Source organism: Pseudomonas sp. GW822-FHT06D10, from assembly GCF_058799535.1.
This window is the reverse complement of record NZ_JBXALN010000003.1, coordinates 704,259-722,005: the sequence shown is the minus strand read 5'-3', so window position 1 is coordinate 722,005 and position 17,747 is coordinate 704,259. Positions and strand designations below refer to the sequence as shown.

Annotated in this window: 20 protein-coding genes; 10 read left to right on the top strand and 10 right to left on the bottom strand. The window is 64.9% G+C overall.

The genetic code is table 11. From position 1 onward, the window contains the following. Positions 1-53 precede the first annotated feature (53 nt). Both AC1RL5_RS13285 and AC1RL5_RS13280 read right to left on the bottom strand, forming a co-directional pair. Positions 54-278: a DUF1161 domain-containing protein gene (locus tag AC1RL5_RS13285; protein ID WP_011058430.1), complete on the bottom strand. Its 225-nt coding sequence runs from the start codon at positions 276-278 to the stop codon at positions 54-56. A 134-nt stretch (positions 279-412) separates the two neighbouring features. Then, positions 413-628: a dodecin gene (locus AC1RL5_RS13280; RefSeq protein WP_011058429.1), complete on the bottom strand. Its 216-nt coding sequence runs from the start codon at positions 626-628 to the stop codon at positions 413-415. A gap of 158 nt (positions 629-786) precedes the next feature. On the opposite strand from AC1RL5_RS13280, the gene AC1RL5_RS13275 reads away from it, so the two are divergent. After that, entirely contained in the window at positions 787-1,113 is a 327-nt protein-coding gene (locus AC1RL5_RS13275; RefSeq protein WP_011058428.1) for an ElaB/YgaM/YqjD family protein, read from the top strand. Here AC1RL5_RS13275 and AC1RL5_RS13270 read toward each other — a convergent pair. Further along, positions 1,110-2,003, bottom strand: a complete 894-nt coding sequence (locus tag AC1RL5_RS13270) for a LysR family transcriptional regulator (protein WP_072451939.1) — start codon at positions 2,001-2,003, stop codon at positions 1,110-1,112. The two genes, AC1RL5_RS13275 and AC1RL5_RS13270, sit on opposite strands and share 4 nt — an antisense overlap. Positions 2,004-2,150: 147 nt before the next feature. Between AC1RL5_RS13270 and trpB the strand changes: the two genes are divergently transcribed. From trpB to AC1RL5_RS13255, 3 genes are all read left to right on the top strand, one after another. Then, a complete protein-coding gene (gene trpB, locus AC1RL5_RS13265) occupies positions 2,151-3,371 on the top strand; it encodes a tryptophan synthase subunit beta (RefSeq protein ID WP_072451938.1) in 1,221 nt (406 codons plus the stop codon). Then, a complete protein-coding gene (gene trpA, locus AC1RL5_RS13260; RefSeq protein ID WP_072451937.1) occupies positions 3,371-4,183 on the top strand; it encodes a tryptophan synthase subunit alpha in 813 nt (270 codons plus the stop codon). Before trpB ends, trpA begins: the two co-directional genes overlap by 1 nt. Before the next feature lie 121 nt (positions 4,184-4,304). Continuing rightward, positions 4,305-4,748, top strand: a complete 444-nt coding sequence (locus AC1RL5_RS13255) for an anti-virulence regulator CigR family protein (RefSeq protein ID WP_072451936.1) — start codon at positions 4,305-4,307, stop codon at positions 4,746-4,748. A 55-nt stretch (positions 4,749-4,803) separates the two neighbouring features. Here AC1RL5_RS13255 and AC1RL5_RS13250 read toward each other — a convergent pair whose 3' ends face one another. Next, positions 4,804-5,130 carry a DOPA 4,5-dioxygenase family protein gene (locus tag AC1RL5_RS13250; protein WP_011058423.1) on the bottom strand — a complete coding sequence of 109 codons (327 nt, stop codon included), beginning with the start codon at positions 5,128-5,130 and terminating at the stop codon, positions 4,804-4,806. 82 nt (positions 5,131-5,212) lie between these two features. Here AC1RL5_RS13250 and AC1RL5_RS13245 point away from each other — a divergent pair, with 82 nt between their 5' ends. Next, positions 5,213-5,878, top strand: coding sequence for an NAD(P)-dependent oxidoreductase (locus AC1RL5_RS13245; RefSeq protein WP_072451935.1), 666 nt, complete (start codon positions 5,213-5,215; stop codon positions 5,876-5,878). Here the strand turns inward: AC1RL5_RS13245 and AC1RL5_RS13240 are convergent. Next, the gene (locus AC1RL5_RS13240; RefSeq protein WP_103407965.1) at positions 5,875-6,825 is read right to left on the bottom strand and encodes a choline sulfate utilization transcriptional regulator; all 951 of its coding nucleotides are present in this window, start codon (positions 6,823-6,825) and stop codon (positions 5,875-5,877) included. The two genes, AC1RL5_RS13245 and AC1RL5_RS13240, sit on opposite strands and share 4 nt — an antisense overlap. Before the next feature lie 114 nt (positions 6,826-6,939). Between AC1RL5_RS13240 and betC the strand changes: the two genes are divergently transcribed. The 3 genes from betC (at position 6,940) to AC1RL5_RS13225 (ending at position 11,058) form a co-directional block, all read left to right on the top strand. Next, on the top strand, positions 6,940-8,454 hold the full coding sequence (gene betC, locus AC1RL5_RS13235) for a choline-sulfatase (RefSeq protein ID WP_492589288.1): 1,515 nt from the start codon (positions 6,940-6,942) through the stop codon (positions 8,452-8,454). A 17-nt stretch (positions 8,455-8,471) separates the two neighbouring features. Next, positions 8,472-9,389: a choline ABC transporter substrate-binding protein gene (choX, locus tag AC1RL5_RS13230; RefSeq protein ID WP_011058419.1), complete on the top strand. Its 918-nt coding sequence runs from the start codon at positions 8,472-8,474 to the stop codon at positions 9,387-9,389. A 100-nt stretch (positions 9,390-9,489) separates the two neighbouring features. Beyond that, on the top strand, positions 9,490-11,058 hold the full coding sequence (locus tag AC1RL5_RS13225; RefSeq protein WP_103290872.1) for a SulP family inorganic anion transporter: 1,569 nt from the start codon (positions 9,490-9,492) through the stop codon (positions 11,056-11,058). 115 nt (positions 11,059-11,173) lie between these two features. On the opposite strand, the gene aroE is transcribed toward AC1RL5_RS13225, so the two are convergent. Next, entirely contained in the window at positions 11,174-11,995 is an 822-nt protein-coding gene (aroE, locus tag AC1RL5_RS13220) for a shikimate dehydrogenase (RefSeq protein ID WP_093405792.1), read from the bottom strand. A 92-nt stretch (positions 11,996-12,087) separates the two neighbouring features. Further along, positions 12,088-13,005, bottom strand: coding sequence for an oxygen-dependent coproporphyrinogen oxidase (gene hemF, locus AC1RL5_RS13215; protein WP_011058416.1), 918 nt, complete (start codon positions 13,003-13,005; stop codon positions 12,088-12,090). A gap of 167 nt (positions 13,006-13,172) precedes the next feature. Here hemF and AC1RL5_RS13210 point away from each other — a divergent pair, with 167 nt between their 5' ends. Beyond that, positions 13,173-14,150 (top strand): NADPH:quinone reductase, encoded by a 978-nt coding sequence (locus tag AC1RL5_RS13210; RefSeq protein ID WP_011058415.1) that lies wholly within the window; start codon positions 13,173-13,175, stop codon positions 14,148-14,150. Positions 14,151-14,214: 64 nt separating this feature from the next. On the opposite strand, the gene tsaC is transcribed toward AC1RL5_RS13210, so the two are convergent. The 3 genes from tsaC to AC1RL5_RS13195 form a co-directional block, all read right to left on the bottom strand. Continuing rightward, positions 14,215-14,772 carry an L-threonylcarbamoyladenylate synthase type 1 TsaC gene (gene tsaC, locus AC1RL5_RS13205; RefSeq protein WP_011058414.1) on the bottom strand — a complete coding sequence of 186 codons (558 nt, stop codon included), beginning with the start codon at positions 14,770-14,772 and terminating at the stop codon, positions 14,215-14,217. A gap of 54 nt (positions 14,773-14,826) precedes the next feature. Beyond that, complete coding sequence (gene dprA, locus AC1RL5_RS13200; RefSeq protein ID WP_103290868.1) at positions 14,827-15,933, bottom strand: DNA-processing protein DprA; 1,107 nt, start codon at positions 15,931-15,933, stop codon at positions 14,827-14,829. An 87-nt stretch (positions 15,934-16,020) separates the two neighbouring features. Further along, entirely contained in the window at positions 16,021-17,031 is a 1,011-nt protein-coding gene (locus AC1RL5_RS13195; RefSeq protein ID WP_207239486.1) for a LysM peptidoglycan-binding domain-containing protein, read from the bottom strand. A 153-nt stretch (positions 17,032-17,184) separates the two neighbouring features. Here AC1RL5_RS13195 and def point away from each other — a divergent pair, with 153 nt between their 5' ends. After that, positions 17,185-17,691, top strand: a complete 507-nt coding sequence (gene def, locus AC1RL5_RS13190; RefSeq protein WP_011058411.1) for a peptide deformylase — start codon at positions 17,185-17,187, stop codon at positions 17,689-17,691. Positions 17,692-17,747 lie beyond the last annotated feature (56 nt).

Here is a 17,747-nt window from a genome sequence, read left to right as displayed (position 1 = left end):
GGCATGAAAAAGCCGACGTTCTGCGTCGGCTTTTTTTTGACCATCCACAAGGCTCAACCGCGCTTGTAGACAATTTCCTTGGTACCGGCTTCGCAGGAGCCGACTACCTTGCCATCCGCCGCCGCGCCCTTGTCCACCACTTCCAGCGAATAGTGCGTGGCGCCGTTGGCGTCGATCTTGGCGGCAATCTCGCTCTTGAGTTCTTCGCACGGCTTGCCAGCGGCAAGGGCTGTTCCCGCAAGACTCAACAAAGCAGCAGCTAATACTAGTTTTTTCATCGGTCACATTCCCTGGTCGGATCAAAAGAGGCGGCATTGACGCCTGCCTGACAGAGGCTCAAGACACATGTAGCGCTTTGCCATTTCCTATGGCACTCGGCCAGCGCACAAGTTCCAGAGCCTAGCTCAAGCCTTCAACTATTGGCAATTCGGAAGCCCACCTTGAGCGTGACTTGAAAATGCGCCGCTTTGCCGTCCTTGATATGGCCCCGGGTTTCGGTTACTTCGAACCATTCCAGGTGCTTGATGCTCTTGTGCGCTTCCGCCAGCGCGTTGTTGATCGCATCTTCGATGCTGTTCGGCGACGAACCCACCAGTTCGACTTTCTTGTAAGTGTGATGATCAGTCATGGCGCTCTCCTTTTTAGCTGTGAATTACAGCCTAGCAGTGATTTTTCTTATTACTTGTGGCGCCTGCGCCCAAGGCTAAGTTCAGATTTTCTGCACTTTCCCAACACGCCGCAGTCGGAACCTACACAGCCCATTCACCACCCTGCAGGAGAGCCGACATGGCCAACACCTCGTTACGCAAAGCCTCACTGGAAAGTATGGAAGCCGAGATCTCCAGCCTGCTCAAATCGCTGGAAAGCCTGAAGGACGATGCGTCCGACGAGTCGCGCAAGACCCTCAAGGCGCTCAAGAGCAATGCCGAAAGCGCGCTGAAGCATTCGCGCAGCCTGCTCAGCGATGCCTATGAAGAAGTCAAAGTGAAAACCCGTGAAACCGGGATCGCGACCCGCGACTATGCCCAGGAACACCCCTGGACCACCGCCGGGGTTGCCGTGGGTGCCATCGGCCTGCTGGCCGCCTATCTGCTGTGCAAGCGCGGCGACTAAAGCTGCTGGCGCAGTTCGTTTTCCAGCCACTGCGCCAATTGCCGGGCGCGCCCATCCGAGGCGCGCTTGGGTAACCACAGCGCCAGTTGCCCCGGGGTGTCGGAAAAACCCCAGGGCGCAACCAACCTGCCCGCCAGCAAGTCCTCGGCCACCAGCGGCTGCGGGGCAATTGCCACCCCCAGGCCCGCCACGGCCGCCTCCAGCAAATAATACAGATGCTCGAAACCCTGCCCGTACTTCAACGTTTCGGGATTCAGGTCGTTGCGCCGCGCCCAACTGGGCCAGGCCTGGGGGCGGGAAGTAGTGTGCAGCAGGGCCTCGCTGGCCAGGACGCCAGCCGGCGCCTGCCGCAGGCGTGGATAACCGGCGTAGCGCGGGCTGAGCACCGGGCCGATGCGTTCGCTGGCCAGTTCATAGACCTGCATGTCCGCCGGCCAGGGCGGCTCGGCAAAGACCAGCAAGGCATCCAGGCCCGGGCGCCGGGGGTCGAGGTCGCCTTCACCGGCCGAAAGGTGCAGGCGCAGGTCCGGCAGGTCGGCGTTCAGGCGCCCCAGGCGCGGGATCAGCCAGCGCGCCAGCAGGCTTCCGGAACAGCCCAGGACAAAGGGCGCATCGGCGCTGCCCTGGGTCAGCTCGGCGCAGACATCCCGCAGGCGCTCGAAGGCCTCGCTGCTGGCATCGCGCAGGCGAATGCCGGCATCTGTGAGTTTAAGGCCACGGCCTTCCTTGACGAAAAGGCTCAGCCCCAGGTGTTCTTCAAGCACCTTCAACTGCCGGCTGACCGCGCCGTGGGTGACGTGCAGCTGTTCGGCCGCCTGGCTGACGCTATTGAGCCGGGCAGTGGCTTCGAAGGCCCGCAGGGCATTCAGGGGAGGCAGGTCGCGGCTCATTTTATCTGTGAGTTTTCCTGACAGGTTGCGGCGATCTTATCGGTTTTCAGCATCGGATGTCAGGGGTAGAGTGGGCTCCATTGTGTTTCTACGAAGCGGTCTTTCCACCAGGCCTTCTTTCTCCAAACTTCCCCCGGGAGCGCTGCAATGACCCAGTCCCAATTACGCAATGGCCCTGACGACAACGGCCTGTTCGGCGCATTCGGCGGCCGTTACGTGGCCGAAACCCTGATGCCGCTGATCCTCGACCTGGCCCGCGAATACGAAAAGGCCAAGGAGGATCCCGAATTCCTCAAGGAGCTGGCCTACTTCCAGCGCGATTACGTGGGCCGCCCCAGCCCGCTGTACTTCGCCGAACGCCTGACCGAGCACTGCGGCGGCGCCAGGATCTACCTCAAGCGTGAAGAGCTGAACCACACCGGCGCGCACAAGATCAACAACTGCATCGGCCAGATCCTGCTGGCGCGGCGCATGGGCAAGAAGCGCATCATCGCCGAGACCGGCGCCGGCATGCATGGCGTGGCCACCGCCACCGTGGCCGCGCGTTTTGGCCTGGATTGCGTGATCTACATGGGCACCACCGACATCGAGCGCCAACAGGCCAACGTATTTCGCATGAAGCTGCTGGGCGCCGAAGTGATCCCGGTGGTGGCCGGCACCGGCACCCTGAAGGACGCGATGAACGAAGCCCTGCGTGACTGGGTGACCAACGTCGACAGCACCTTCTACCTGATCGGCACCGTCGCCGGCCCGCACCCGTACCCGGCCATGGTCCGCGACTTCCAGGCGGTCATCGGTAAGGAGACCCGCGAGCAGATGCAAGCCCAGGAAGGCCGCCTGCCGGACAGCCTGGTGGCGTGCATCGGTGGCGGTTCCAACGCCATGGGCCTGTTCCACCCGTTCCTTGACGACAAGAGCGTCGAGATCATCGGCGTAGAAGCCGCCGGCTACGGCATCGAGACCGGCAAGCACGCCGCCAGCCTCAACGGCGGCGTACCCGGCGTACTGCACGGCAACCGCACCTTCCTGCTGCAGGACGACGATGGCCAGATCATCGACGCCCACTCGATTTCCGCCGGCCTCGACTACCCCGGCATCGGCCCGGAACACGCCTGGTTGCACGATATCGGCCGCGTCGAATACACCTCGGTGACCGACGACGAAGCCCTGGCCGCGTTCCACCAGTGCTGCCGCCTGGAAGGCATCATCCCGGCTCTGGAAAGCGCCCATGCCCTGGCCGAAGTCTTCAAGCGCGCACCGAACCTGCCCAAGGATCACCTGATGGTGGTCAACCTCTCGGGCCGTGGCGACAAAGACATGCAAACCGTGATGCACCACATGCAACAGTCCCAGCAGGAGAAACACTGATGAGCCGCCTGCAAACCCGTTTTGCCGAGCTGAAGGAAGCAAACCGCGCCGCCCTGGTGACCTTCGTCACCGCCGGCGACCCGAACTACGACACCTCCCTGGCGATCCTCAAGGGCCTGCCCGCAGCGGGCGCCGACGTGATCGAACTGGGCATGCCCTTCACCGACCCGATGGCCGACGGCCCGGCGATCCAGCTGGCCAACATCCGTGCCCTGGGGGCCAAGCAAAACCTGGCGAAAACCCTGCAGATGGTTCGCGAGTTCCGCGAAGGCAACAGCGACACCCCGCTGGTGCTCATGGGCTACTTCAACCCGATCCACCACTACGGCGTGCCGCGCTTCATCGCCGACGCCAAGGCCGCCGGTGTCGATGGCCTGATCGTGGTGGACATGCCGCCGGAACATAACAGCGAACTGTGCGACCCGGCCCAGACCGCCGGCATCGATTTCATCCGCCTGACCACACCGACCACCGACGACGCCCGCCTGCCCAAGGTGCTCAACGGCAGCTCCGGTTTCGTCTACTACGTTTCCGTGGCCGGGGTCACCGGTGCCGGTGCCGCCACCCTGGAACACGTGGAAGAAGCCGTGGCCCGCCTGCGTCGCCACACCGACCTGCCCATCAGCATCGGTTTCGGCATCCGTACTCCGGAGCAGGCAGCCGCCATCGCTCGCCTGGCGGACGGCGTGGTAGTGGGCTCGGCGCTCATCGACCACATCGCCAGCGCCGAGTCTTCCGAGCAAGCGGTGGATGGGGTGCTGAGCCTGTGTGCGGCGCTGTCCGAGGGCGTACGTAAGGCCCGCGTCAGCTGAGGGTAAAGTTCCTGATACAGAGGAATTAGCGCCTCGAGACACAGACTAAACAGCAAGACCCGGGGGTTCGCGACCAAGGTGGCGAACCCCTTTTTGCTGTGTGTGTTGCGAGGAATACCTGATGAAAATGCCCAAACGTCTGATTGCCGGTGCCGCGGTGCTGATGCTCTGCGCCAGCCCGTTGCTGCAGGTCATGGCCGACGAGCGCGGCGGCTATGATCGTGGCGGGCCACAGCAGGGCCATCGGGACAACCGTGGCAACGAGCACCGTGGCCCGGGGGATGATCGCCGCGGCGGCCCGCCACGGGATTTCGGCCCGGTGCGCCAGACCATCCGCGACAACCACGGCTACTTCGTCCGGGGCGCGCCGCCACCTCCCGGCATCCACCTAGTGCGCGGCCAGCCACTGCCGCGCGGCTACTACGGCGAACGCCTGGAGCCCCGGGCCCTGTCGCGCCTGCCGGTGTACCCGGGGTACGAATGGCGACGCATGGGGGGCGACATCGTGCTGATCGCCGTGGGCACCGGCATCGTCTACGAGATCCTCGACGGCGTGCTCTACTGACCTCACCCGACCGGCCGGCCCCTGCAGGAGCCGGCTTGCCGGCGGTCCGTCGCCCTCAGAACCCCCTCAGGTCCAGTGGCCGCATAGCCCCCATCCAGATCGCATGGTCGGTGTGGTCCAGCAGGTCATCGCCGGTATCCGGATGCAGGAACACCACCAGCCCCTGGCGATTGAGGGCCAGCCACGGCACCACCTGGGCAAACACCTCGGGGCCGAACGCCAACTGGCAGCTCCAGTCCGGATGCGGCCCCACCGGCCGCTCGTGGACCCTGCCCATTTTCAGTTCGAACAGCTGCGCCGCCCGCTCGCACAAGGCCCGGGCCTGGTCGATGGTGCTGGCGTCAAAGTAGACATGGGCGTGGTAGCCCTTGATCCGTTGCATGCAAACCCTCGCAATCAAGACGAACCCTCAAGGCTCGCCACAGGTCACAACCGGTACCTGTGGAAAATAAGGAAGCCAGGCCATGAAAAATGCCGAAACTCCGGTGGTCAAACTGGTGCTCTATGGTGCCATGAGCAGCCTGGGCAGTGCGTTGATGGCAGAGAGCCTGAGGCGCCAGCATGAGGTGATCGCCATTCTCGACGACCTCACCGCGCTGGCCCCGCGCCCAGGCCTGCGCGCCAAGGGCGGCGACCTGTTCGACCCGGACCGGGTCAAGCAGAGCGTAGCCGGTAGCTCGGCGGTGATCTGCCTGCTGGATGCCCCCGATCTGCCCGGCAGCACCACGCCCGGCCAGGCCCCCGACCCGGTGAATCAGGTACGGGCGGTGGATGCCCTGATCGAAGGCATGCAGGGCGCCGGCATCCGTCGGCTGATGCTGGTGGGGGAGTTCAGCGTTCTCGACAACCCGCCCTCCAGCACCAGCCTGCCTCACCATGCCGCGCAGGAAATCCTCGATGCACTGCGCAGCAGCGCGCTGGACTGGACCCTGATCAACGCGCCGCGGGGCGTGGCCGGGCTGGGTATCGAGCATTTCAACCAGGTTGGCGACAGCCTCGAACCGGGACTTGCCGAGCCGCTGCGACGGCTCAACGGCGTGGCAATCGGCATCAGCGACGAGCTGCGCCTGAATCTGCACCTGCGCGAGCATGTGAGTTTCATCGCCACCCAACCCCAGGCCACCACCTAGCGGGCAATGGACGGCAGCGCCAGCCCCTTGAGGCTCTGGGCGCTGCCGGCCTGCTCGCTCATCAGCCAGTCGACGAAACGCTGGATCAGCGGGCCGCGGCGCTTGCGCTGGGGCAGCACCACGTAATAGCCGTAGGCGGACAGCGCGCGCTCGGCGATGGGCCTGCACAGCAGGCCCTGCTCCAGCAGGTCATCCACCAGGTGACGCCAGCCGATGGCCACGCCCTGGCCGCCGATGGCCGCCTGGATCAGCAGGGTGTAATTGTCGAAGCGCAATTGCCCTGGGGCCGGCGCACCCGCAAGGCCCAGCTCGCGAAATACCCCGCTCCAGTCGAACCAGTGGTTGCTGCCTTCGCCCCGCAGGTGCAGCAGCGGCAGGTCCAGCAGGGAAGGGGCGGGCAGCGGCGCAACGCGGTCCTTGAGCAGCAGCGGGCTGCACACCGGAAACACTTCTTCGCTGAACAGCCAGTGGCTTTCCCCCTGCCTGAAGCGCCCGTCGCCGAACAGCACCGCCACGTCGATATCGCTGCGCAGCATGCTGTGGCTGCGCTCGCTGGTGACCAGGCTCACATCCACCTGGGGGTTGGCCTCATGAAAGCGATGCAGGCGGGGCATCAGCCAATAGGCGGCGAAAGCGAAATCCGTGGCCACCTGCAGCACCTCATGCTGATGCTGCTGGCTGAGGGCGCTGAGGCCGGCATCGATGCTCTGCAGGCCGGCCTGGACCTGATCCAGCAACAAGGCTGCAGACTCGGTCAGCTCTATGCCCCGGTAGATGCGGTCGAACAGGCGCACCCCCAGCTGTTCCTCCAGGCGCTTGATCTGCTGACTGATAGCCGGCTGGGTGGTGCCCAGTTCCACCGCCGCGGCGGTGAAGCTGCGCAGGCGCGCGGCTGCTTCGAACACCCGGAGCAGGTCCAGGGACAGGTCGCCAAGGGCTTCATACATAAGCTGTGCTTATCCTAGTCATTGCTGTACAGGGGCTTTACCACCAACGGCATGGGATCCATGCTCGATTGCAGCACTTTCGCATAACCATCGACTATGGAATGCCGCGAATCCATGAAGCGCAAGAACATTCTTTTCATCATGGCCGATCAGATGGCCGCACCCTTGCTGCCGTTCTACGGACCCTCGCCGATCAAGCTGCCTCACCTCAGCCGGCTGGCCGCCCAGGGCGTGGTCTTCGACGCCGCCTACTGCAACAGCCCCTTGTGCGCACCCTCGCGCTTCACTTTGGTCAGCGGCCAGTTGCCCAGCCGGATCGGCGCCTACGACAACGCCGCGGACTTCCCCGCCGACGTGCCTACCTACGCCCACTACCTGCGGCGCCTGGGCTACCGCACTGCGCTCTCGGGCAAGATGCACTTCTGCGGCCCGGACCAGTTGCACGGTTATGAAGAGCGCCTGACCAGCGATATCTACCCCGCCGACTATGGCTGGGCGGTGAACTGGGACCAGCCCGATGTGCGCCCCAGCTGGTACCACAATATGTCCTCGGTACTGCAGGCCGGCCCCTGTGTACGCACCAACCAGCTGGATTTCGACGAGGAGGTGGTGTTCAAGGCCCAGCAATACCTGTTCGACCATGTGCGCGAGGCCGGCGACCAGCCGTTCTGCCTCACCGTCTCCATGACCCACCCCCACGATCCGTACACCATTCCCAGGGCCTTCTGGGACCTGTACCGCGACGACCAGATTCCACTGCCGCAGACCCCGCCCCAAAGCGAGCTGGATCCGCATTCCCAGCGCCTGCTCAAGGTCTACGACCTGTGGGACAAGCCCTTGCCTGTGGATAAGATCCGCGACGCGCGCCGCGCCTACTTCGGCGCCTGCAGTTACATCGACAGCAACGTCGGCAAGCTGCTGCAGACCCTGGAAGACACCGGGCTGGCGGACGACACGCTGATCGTGTTTTCCGGCGACCACGGCGACATGCTCGGCGAGCGCGGCCTCTGGTACAAAATGCACTGGTTTGAAATGGCCGCCCGGGTACCGCTGCTGATCTGTGCACCGGGGCAGTTCACTGCCGGCCGGGTCAGCGCCGCTGTCTCCACCGCCGACCTGCTGCCGACCCTGGTGGAGCTGGCCGGCGGCCGGGTCGATCCCGACCTGCCGCTGGATGGCCGTTCCCTGGTCCCGCACTTGCAAGGGCAGGGCGGGCACGACGAGGTGTTCGGCGAATACATGGCCGAAGGCACCATCGGCCCGCTGATGATGATTCGCCGCGGTGCCTACAAGTTCATCTACAGCGAAGACGACCCCTGCCTACTCTTCGACCTGCACCACGACCCGCAAGAGCGCTTCGACCTTGGCCAGTCGCCCGAGCATCGGCCGCTGTTCGCCGCGTTCCTGGCAGAGGCCCGGGCCAAGTGGGACATTCCGCGCATTCACCAACAGGTCCTGGCCAGCCAGCGCCGCCGCCGGCTGGTGGCCGAGGCGCTGAGCCGGGGCAAACTCAAGAGCTGGGACCACCAGCCGCTGGTAGACGCCAGCCAGCAGTACATGCGCAACCACATCGACCTCGATGACCTGGAGCGCAAGGCCCGTTATCCACAACCCTGCCAAAACCAATAAAACGTAAGGGGAAAAGCATGCAAAGGTTATCCACAGCACTGACGCTCGGGCTTCTGGCCCTGGGCAGCGCATCCGCTTGGGCCGACTCGTGCGAGACCGTGAAGATGGCCGACCCGGGGTGGAGCGATATCGCCGCCACCAATGCCATCACCGGCTTCCTGCTCGACGGCATGGGCTACAAGGCGAAGATCGACACCCTGGCCGTGCCCATCACCTTCGGTGGTCTGAAGGATGGCCGGGTGGATGTATTCCTGGGTAACTGGATGCCGGCGCAGCAAGGCTTCCATGACAAGTTCGTGGCCAATGGCGACGTCACCCAGCTGGCCAAGAACCTGGAAGGGACCGAATTCACGCTGGCGGTGCCGGACTATGTGTGGGAGGCCGGAGTGCATGATTTTGCCGACCTGGACAAGTTCGCCGACAAGTTCGACAAAAAGCTCTACGGCATCGGCTCCGGCGCGCCGGCCAACCTGTCGCTGCAGGAAATCATCAAGAGCAACCAGTTCAACCTGGGCCAGTGGAAGCTGATCGAGTCCAGTGAACAGGCAATGCTCGCCGAAGTGTCCCGGGCCACGAAAAAGCAGCGCTTCATCACCTTCCTCGGCTGGACCCCACACCCGATGAACGTGCAGTTGAAGATGCGCTACCTGACCGGCGGCGAGAAGTACTTCGGCGCCAGCGGCAGCGTCTACACCCTGACCCGCAAGGGTTATGCACAGGCTTGCCCGAACGTCGGCAAACTGCTGGGCAACCTGCGGTTCACCCAGGAGATGGAGAACAGCATCATGGCCGCGGTGGTCAACAGCAAACTCAGCAACACCGAGGCCGCCAAGGCCTGGATCAAGGCCCACCCGGCAGTGCTGGAGCAATGGCTGGAGGGAGTGCGGACCATTGATGACAAAGAGGCCCTGGCAGCGGTGAAGAGCAGGTTGTAGCCCGAGGTGCGCCGGCCATTCGCCGGCAAGCCGGCTCCTACACCCAAAGCCTGGCAATGCTTTACCCTGGCCCACCGAATCAACCCACCCGTGAGGAACCATGGCCTGGCCCGACCGCCAATCTCTCCTGCCTTTGCTGAGCTGGCTGCCGCGCCAGACCCGGGCCAGCGTCGGCCGTGACCTGCTGGTGGGCCTGAGCGGCGCGATCCTCGCTCTGCCGCAATCCATCGCCTATGCCCTGATCGCCGGCCTGCCCCCGGAGTACGGGCTGTACGCGGCCATAGTCCCGGTGCTGATCGCCTGCCTGTGGGGTTCATCGTGGCACCTGATCTGCGGCCCCACGGCGGCGATTTCCATCGTTCTCTATGCCAGCGTCAGCCCCCTGGCAGTGCCGGCCTCCGAGGACTACATCACCCTGATCCTGCTCCTGACGCTGTTGGCCGGGGTCTTCCAGTGGCTGCTGGGAATGCTGCGCTTCGGCGCCCTGGTGAACTTCGTCTCGCACTCGGTGGTGCTGGGCTTCACCCTCGGCGCGGCGGTGGTCATCGCCCTGGGCCAATTGCCCAACCTGCTGGGGCTGGAACTGCCGAACCAGGCCACCGCCCTCAACAGCCTCAGCCAGTTGCTGCAGCACCTGGGCGAGGTGGACCGGCCTTCGCTGCTGCTGGGGCTGGGCACCCTGGCGCTGGGGGTCGCCTTCAAGCTGCTGGCGCCGCGCTGGCCCGGACTGCTGCTGAGCCTGGTGTTCAGTGCCCTGGTGGTGTGGCTGCTGCCGGGGGTGTTTGGCCATGTGCAACTGGTCAGCGCCTTCACCGGCCGGCTGCCGCCGTTGAGCCCGCTGCCCCTGGACCTGGAACTGATCCTGCGGTTGCTGCCCAGCGCAGTGGCGGTGGGCATGCTCGGGCTGGTCACCAGCCTGTCGATTGCCCGCTCGCTGTCAGCACGTTCGGAACAGTTGCTGGACGCCAACCAGGAAGTCCGCGCCCAGGGCCTGTCGAACATGGTCGGGGCGTTTTTCTCCGGCTACCTGTCCTCGGGCTCCTTCACCCGCTCCGGGTTGAGCTACGAGGCCGGCGCCTGCTCGCCCCTGGCCGGGGTGTTCTCGGCGCTGTGGGTGGCGCTGTTCGCCGTGGCCGGCGCCGGGCTGATCGCCCATATCCCGATCCCGGCCATGGCCGGCAGCATCCTGCTGATCTGCTGGGGGCTGGTGGACCATCGGGGCATTCGCGCGCTGTTCCGGGTCAGCCGCGCCGAGTTCGTGGTGATGAGCCTGACCTGCGTCGCCACCCTGCTCCTGGAGTTGCAGACCGCGATCTATGCCGGGGTCCTGGCGTCGCTGTTCTTCTACCTCAAGCGCACTTCGCAACCGCGGGTGCAGCAGTCCAGCGAAGGCGATGAAGACATCCTGCGGGTCGGCGGTTCGATTTTCTTCGGCGCCAGCCATTACCTGCAGGTGCGCATGCAGCGCTGCCACGCGCCCAGGCTGGTGATCGACGCACGGCAGATCAACTTCATCGACTATTCAGGGGTGGAGATGCTGCACCAGGAAGCACGCCGCCTCAGGCGCCAGGAGCGCAGCCTGATCCTGCGCCGGGCACGGCAGGCGGTGAAAGAAGAGTTGATCAAGCTCGAAGGCCCGGAACGCTGCCCGATCCACTTCGAAGACTGAACCCGCAGGTGCCTTGCCCACGCCCGACGTAGTAGCCGGCTTGCCGGCGAAGAGGCCCTTAAGCCTGGCCCAGCCTTGAAGCCGCCTTCGCTGGCAAGCCAGCTCCTACGGGGGGTTACTGCGCCAGCTGGCGACGCAGTTCAGCCAGCACCGGGGCGCTGTCAGGGCGCACGCCGCGCCACAGGTAGAAGGCTTCCGCCGCTTGCTCGGCCAGCATGCCCAGGCCATCCAGCACCAGGGCCGCGCCCTGTTCACTGGCCCAGCGGCAGAACGGTGTCGGCTCCTTGGCGTACATCATGTCGTAGCACACGGTCTTGCCCGCCTCGATCAGGCTGCCGGCAATCGGCGGCAGCTCGCCCGAAAGGCTGGCGGAGGTGGCATTGATGATCAGGTCCACCGACTCCTGCAGCCAGTCGAAGCCGCTGGCCGATACCGGCCCCAGGTCGGCGAACAACTCCGCCAGCAGCTCAGCCTTTTCCACGGTGCGATTGGCGATTACCAAGGCCTCCGGCTGCTCGGCCAGCAACGGCTCCAGGGCACCACGGACCGCGCCGCCAGCCCCCAGCACAAGGATGCGCTTGCCCTTGAGGCTGACCCCGGCGTTCACCTTCAGGTCGCGCACCAGCCCGGCGCCGTCGGTGTTGTCCCCCAGCAGGCGGCCGTCGGCCTGCTTGCTCAGGGTATTCACCGCGCCGGCGCGCTGGGCCCGTTCGGTCAGGCTGTCGCACAGGCGATAGGCCTCTTCCTTGAACGGCACCGTGACATTGGCCCCACGCCCGTGGGCGAAGAAACTGCGAGCGGTGCCGGTGAAGTCGTCCAGGGGCGCCAGCAGGGTGTTGTACTCCAGCTGCTGGCCAGTCTGCTGGGCGAACAGCCGATGGATCAGCGGCGACTTGCTGTGGCCGATCGGGTTACCAAAGACAACGTACTGATCCATCTCTCATCCCATTTGCTCAACACAGGGGTAGGAACCGCATCCGCCTGAAGGCCTTTTCGCCGGCAAGCCGGCTTCTACACAGTGGGTGCGGTTTAGTTGCTGGCTGCCAGCCAGTCGCGATCCTGCAGGAAGTATTCGGTCAGGCGCGCTTCTTCGCTGCCCGGCTCGGCCTTCCAGTCATAGCCCCAGCGCACTTGTGGCGGCAGCGACATGAGGATCGACTCGGTGCGCCCGCCCGATTGCAGGCCGAACAGGGTGCCACGGTCGTAGACCAGGTTGAACTCCACGTAGCGGCCCCGGCGGAATTCCTGGAATTCCCGCTGCTGCGCGGTGTAGGCCGCGGCCTTGCGGCGCTGGACGATGGGCAGGTAGGCCTCGATGTAAGCGTCGCCAATGGCGCGCATGAAGGCGAAACTGGTGTCGAAGTCCCATTCGTTCAGATCGTCGAAGAACAGGCCGCCGATGCCCCGCGGTTCATTGCGGTGCTTGATGTGGAAATAGCTGTCGCACCAGGCCTTGTAGCGTGGATAGACGTCGGCACCGAAGGGCGCGCAGGCCCGCTCGGCAACCCGGTGCCAGTGCACGCAGTCATCGATGTTGCCGTAGTAGGGGGTCAGGTCGAAACCGCCGCCGAACCACCAGACCGGCTCTTCGCCTTCCTTCTCGGCGATGAAGAACCGCACGTTGGCGTGGGAAGTCGGCACATGGGGGTTGTGCGGGTGGATCACCAGGGACACGCCCAGGGCCTCGAAGCCACGGCCGGCCAGCTCGGGCCGGTGGGCACTGGCCGATGGCGGCAGGCCGCTGCCGAATACATGGGAGAAGTTCACCCCACCCTTTTCGATCACTGCACCGTCGCCGATCACCCGGGTACGCCCGCCACCACCGGCAGGCCGGGTCCAGGCGTCCTCGATGAAGCGTGCGCCACCGTCTTCGGTTTCCAGTGCAGCGCAAATGCGGTCTTGCAGGTCGAGCAGGTAGGCTTTCACGGCCTCGGTGCGGGTAGTCATGGCATCACCTTGAATCGGGCAAAGCTACGCGGCGCTAGGGATGGAGCACGGGCCGGCGCAAATGGGCGCGTAGCATAACACCGCGCCGGGGCGCTCCGCAGTTGACGAAGGTCAAGCAGAGGAGTCCGATAGAGCACTTTCACGACACGTCCGAGGAGAGAATGCAGATGGCCAAACGTATCCAGTTCCGCGCCCATGGCGGCCCCGAAGTGCTCGAATATGTGGATTACCAACCGGCGGAACCGGGCCCGCAACAGGTTCGCGTCAGCAACAAGGCCATCGGCCTGAACTTCATCGACACCTATTTCCGCAGCGGTCTCTACGCACCGCCCGCCCTGCCTTCGGGCCTGGGGGCCGAAGGCGCGGGCGTGGTCGAGGCCGTAGGCAGTGCCGTGACCCGTTTCAAGGTCGGCGACCGCGTGGCTTACGGCAGCGGCCCACTGGGGGCCTACAGCGATGTGCATGTGCTGCCCGAAGCCAACCTGGTGCGCCTGCCGGACGCCATCAGCTTCGAACAGGCCGCCGGGGTCATGCTCAAGGGCCTGACCGTGCAGTACCTGCTGCGCCAGACCTATGAACTCCAGGGCGGCGAAACCGTGCTGTTCCACGCCGCTGCCGGCGGTGTCGGCTCCCTGGCCTGCCAGTGGGCCAAGGCCCTCGGGGTAAAGCTGATCGGCACCGTCAGCTCGCCGGAAAAGGCCGCCATCGCCAAGGCTCTGGGCGCCTGGGAAACCATCGACTACAGCCATGAAGACGTGGCCCGGCGAGTGCTGGAACTGACCGGCGGGAAGAAGTGCCCGGTGGTCTACGACGGCGTGGGCAAGGACACCTGGCTGACCTCCCTGGATTGCCTGGCCCCACGCGGGCTGATGGTCAGCTTCGGCAACGCCTCTGGCGCAGTGGACGGGGTCAACCTGGGGATTCTCTCGGCCAAGGGCTCGCTGTACGTGACTCGGCCGACCCTGGCCAGCTACGCCAACAATGCCGAGAACCTGCAGCGCATGGCCGACGACCTGTTCGGCATGATTGCCAGCGGCAAGCTGAAGATCGAGATTGGCCAGCGCTTCGCCCTGGTGGATGCGGCCAAGGCCCATATCGAACTGTCGGCGCGACGCACGACTGGCTCGACTGTGCTGCTGCCTTGAACGCCTTCGCCGGCAAGCCGGTTCCTACCGAGTATCGTAGGAGCCGGCTTGCCGGCGAAAGGCTTCAGGAAGGCCGAACTACCTTGCCGGTAGCCAGGTCACGGATCAGGCTCGGGTTCTTGCGCCCGCCCAGGCTGCCACTGAGGACCAGATCCAGTTGCCCACGGAAATATTGCTCGATGCGCAGCCGCGTGCGCGCCGCCGGGCGCCCCTGGGGGTTGGCCGAGGTGGAAATCAGCGGGCCCACCAGGGAACACAGTTCACGCACCAGCGGATGGTCGCTGACCCGCAGCGCCACCGTGTCATGGACCCCGGTGACCCACTCGGGCAACAGGTTCTGATGGGGCACCAGCCAGGTATTGGGCCCCGGCCAGGTGCTGGACATGCGATCGATCCAGGTGTCAGGGAAGTCCTCGAAGAGGAAATCGAACTGATGGATGTTGTCAGCGATCAGGATCAGGCCCTTGTCCACCGACCGTGACTTGATCGCCAGCAGGCGATCCACCGCCTCTTCATTCCACGGATCGCACCCCAGGCCCCAGACCGCTTCGGTTGGATAGGCAATCACCGCCCCTGCGCGAATCTCTCGTGCGGCTTGCTGCACACGCCAACTGCTGACCATTGCCGACTCTCCAGATAAAAGCTGTGCGCAGTTTACCGATCCTGCTTATAAAACCTAGCTCAGACGCGCATACCAACGCCCATTTTCATGGACCGCACGGCCTTCGATCTCCAGCTCGGTCAGGGCCGCCAGCACCCGGGGCAGGGGCCAGCCGCTGGCGCTGGCCAAGGCTTCGCTGCTGTGGGGCGCCGCATGCAGCAAGGCCAGCAACGGGTGGGTACAGGCCGCTGTCGGCAGCGAGGCGCTGGGCGGCAGGTTCTGCCAGCCGGCCAGGGTCTCCAGGATGTGCTGCACGCTTTCCACCAGCACCGCGCCGTCGCGGATCAACTGGTGGCAGCCCCGGGCACCGGGGTGGTGGATAGAACCGGGGATGGCATACACCTCGCGGCCTTGCTCCGCCGCCAGCCGCGCGGTAATCAGCGAACCGCTGGCGACGCTGGCCTCCACCACCAGCACGCCCAGGGCCAGGCCACTGATGATTCGATTGCGCCGGGGGAAGTGTTCCGCACGCGCCGGGGTATCCAGAGGGAACTCGGAAACCACCGCACTGCCCTGGTCGATCATGGCCCTGGCCAGGGCCCGGTGCCGCTGTGGATAAAAATTTTCCAGGCCAGTGCCCAGCACGCCCACGGTGCGCCCGCCAACATCCAGGGCCGCCTGATGGGCAGCGCCATCGACGCCCAGGGCCAGACCGCTGGTGATGACAAAACCGGCACGGGCCAAGCTGCGGGAAAAGGCCCCGGCGGTGTCCAGCCCCGGTCGCGATGCGCGACGGCTGCCCACCATCGCCAACTGCGGCCGTTCGAGAATCGAGGGGTCGCCGGCCACGAACAGCAGCGGTGGCGCATCCTCGAGTTGCGCCAGCAAGGGCGGGTAGCCGGGCTGGTCCCACATCAGCAAATGCTGGGCCTGGCTATCTATCCAGGCCAATGCGCGACGGGCGCCGTCGCGCACCTGGGGGCTGCGCCGGGCCTCGCTGCAGGCCGGCGGCAGGTCCAGGGAACGCCAGGCACTGGCCGGGGCACTGAGTGCTTTAGAAGCGCAACCGAATGCCTGAAGCAGGCGCTGAAAACGCATCGGCCCGAGTTCGGGCAGGACGTGCAAGCGCAATCGAGCTTCCAGTTCTGCCGGGGAAATGCTGCCACTCATCGAGTTCGACATGGATCATCCTTGATCGTCAGGGCTCCAGCCTGAGCTGGAACAAGCTGTGGATAACTCTGTTGGTAACTTGTTGAGGAAAGATCTCCCTCAGGGGTTGCGGACCTTGTCCAGCACCGCCAGCGAACGCGTGGCCTTGAGTACCAATCCGTAGCTGAGCCTGTCGTAGCTGCGGAACACCATCAGCCAGCCGGCCGCCTCGTCGGGGATTTTCAGCGGCTCGCCGGTTTGCCGGTCGCGCACGGTTTCACCGGTCTTGATCACCGCCAGTACGTTGCCCTCCAGCAGGCCGTCGCGGCGCCCGCGGTTGAGGGTCACCACATCCAGGGCGCCGATCTGGGTGACCCCTCGGGGCACGTCGATGATCAGCCCTTCCACCGGCCGTTGCGGGGCACTGGGGCTGAAGGAGCCCGGCAACCCCGAGGTATCGGCGGCCAGCAAGCGATCACCCAGGCGCACTTCCTGGTTGCTGCTCTGCAAGGCGAGGGTGGCCAGGTCACCTTCGCTCGCCACCACCCGGGCGCTGCCAATGGCGTCGGCGTTGACCCCCAGCAGTTCCTGGCTCAGGGGGTCGCGGTAGATCTTGCCCTGGCGGAACAACTCATAGACCGGCTGCTCAGGGTCCAGCCGGCCACGGGCGAAAAGCCGGTCGCCCATGCCACCCAGCACCCGCTCGCCCTCGCCGGCCACGATATACGGCGCCTGCTCCAGGGCCCCGGGCTGATCGACGATGCGGTTGTCCAGCAAGAAGCTGCTGATCGCTTGCAGGGGGATGCTCGGAATCGGGGCAGGGGGCAGGCGCCGGGCCTGGGGCGCGAGCTTGACCGTCGGCGGCACCGCTGGTCGCTCCAGCTGCAGGCGTGGCGGGCCGTCATTGCGCACCAGTTGCAGGCGGTCACCAGGGAAGATCTGCCCGGCGAAGCCCGCCGGCCAGAGCTCGCGCCATTGCCAGGGCTGCTGCAGATACAGGCTGGCGACGCCCCACAAGGTATCGCCCGGCTGCACCCGATAGTGCTGTGGATAACTGTCCCGCAGTTGCACCTGGGCCTGGCCGATGGCGGTCCAGCCCGCCAGCAGCAGGGCGAACAGTGATTTCCTCATGGGCTGAATCCCTTTATTATGTGCGTTCGCGTGAAACGCCAGAGCCTGCACGGCTCGCTCCATCCCAGAGCACGTTTTGCACCGGCGGCCCAGGTCCAGAACCTGCGCGGACGCCGACTCCGCCCTTACTTCACACGTGTAGCAATTACGCTTATGGCCATTTTAAACATCCTCGAATTCCCTGATCCGCGCCTGCGCACTATCGCCAAACCAGTGGCCGTAGTGGACGACGAAGTGCGTCAGTTGGTCGACGACATGTTTGAAACAATGTATGAGGCCCCAGGCATCGGTCTGGCGGCGACCCAGGTCAACGTGCACAAACGCGTGGTGGTCATGGACCTGTCCGAAGACCGCAGCGAACCACGGGTGTTCATCAACCCCGAGTTCGAAGCCCTGACCGACGAGATGGACCAGTACCAGGAAGGCTGCCTTTCGGTACCGGGCTTCTACGAAAACGTCGACCGCCCGCAACGGGTCAAGATCAAGGCCCTGGACCGCGACGGCCAGCCCTACGAACTGATCGCCGAAGGTTTGCTCGCCGTGTGCATCCAGCACGAATGCGACCACCTGAACGGCAAGTTGTTCGTCGACTACCTGTCCACGCTCAAGCGTGACCGGATCAAGAAGAAGCTGGAAAAGCAGCATCGCCAGCAGGCTTGATGACCGTCTTGCAAAGGCTTGCTACGGCAAGCCTTTTTCTTTTCCGCATGTTTAAC